The sequence below is a fragment of the Microcystis sp. M53603_WE2 genome (assembly GCF_030065435.1).
Genome location: NZ_JASJFF010001145.1, coordinates 1 through 1121 on the forward strand (window position 1 = coordinate 1; position 1121 = coordinate 1121).

Sequence of the window (1121 nt, forward strand, 5' to 3'; positions counted from 1 at the left end):
CTCGGCAAATCTAGCGAAATTTCCACGGTTCAGCGCATTATCAAACAAAGGAACATTCATACTATCTGCGAGGAGGGTCGCTGTCCCAATCGCGGCGAATGTTATGCCCAAGGTACGGCGACTTTTTTGTTGATGGGTCCCACCTGTACCCGGTCCTGTGCTTTTTGTCAAGTGGATAAGGGTCATGCACCCATGCCTCTCGATGTGGAGGAACCGCAAAAAGTGGCAGAAGCGGTGCAATTGTTAAATTTAAGTTACGTTGTCTTGACTTCTGTAGCTAGAGATGATCTGGAAGACGGCGGAGCCAGTTGGTTCGTGCGGACGATGACAGCCATTCGCGAACTCAATCCCCACACTTTAATTGAAGTGTTAACCCCGGATTTTGCCGGAGGCAAGGGAAGTCAACAGGAACGGGTGGCGACGGTGGTAGGGGCAAAACCTGCCTGTTACAATCACAATATCGAGACGGTGCGCCGTTTGCAAGGACCGGTTAGACGCGGGGCTAAATACGATCGCTCTTTGGCGGTTTTGCGTTATGTTAAGGAAATCGATCGGTCAATTCCGACGAAATCTGGCCTAATGGTCGGTCACGGTGAGACAAAAGAGGAAATTATCGAGACTTTGGCAGATTTACGGGCGATCGACTGCGATCGAGTTACTATTGGTCAATATATGCGTCCTTCTCTGGAACATTTGCTCGTACAGAAATATTGGACTCCCGCAGAATTTAGCGAGTTGGGAGAAATTGCCCAAAAAATGGGTTTTTCCCAGGTTAGATCCGGCCCCCTAGTCCGCAGTTCCTATCATGCGGGAGATTAAATCAGTTATCAGTTATCAGTTATCAGTTATCAGTGATCAGTTATCAGTTATCAGTGATCAGATGTAAGTTTTAAGTTAATTAGTTAGTTATCTTTATCTTTATCTTTATACCTGTTTACTGATCAATGATTACTGTTTACTAATACTAAATCCGTTGAGTATAGGCTACTTAAGTAGGGTTTGCTGAATAAATCTAAAAACCTTGTTGGGTAAGACTTTTAGACTTTTTGTCAATCAAAAAGTACCCGGCATGGGAGTGATCAGGGGGAAAATTCAGGGACTTTTTCCCTGAAAATTAGGTA

General features: G+C 44.9%; 1 protein-coding gene. It reads left to right on the forward strand.

The annotated features are described in order from the left end of the window. Positions 1 to 819: lipoyl synthase (gene lipA / locus PX481_RS24165; protein ID WP_288096459.1), on the forward strand; the 819-nt coding region annotated here is incomplete at its 5' end. Positions 820 to 1121: the final 302 nt, after the last annotated feature.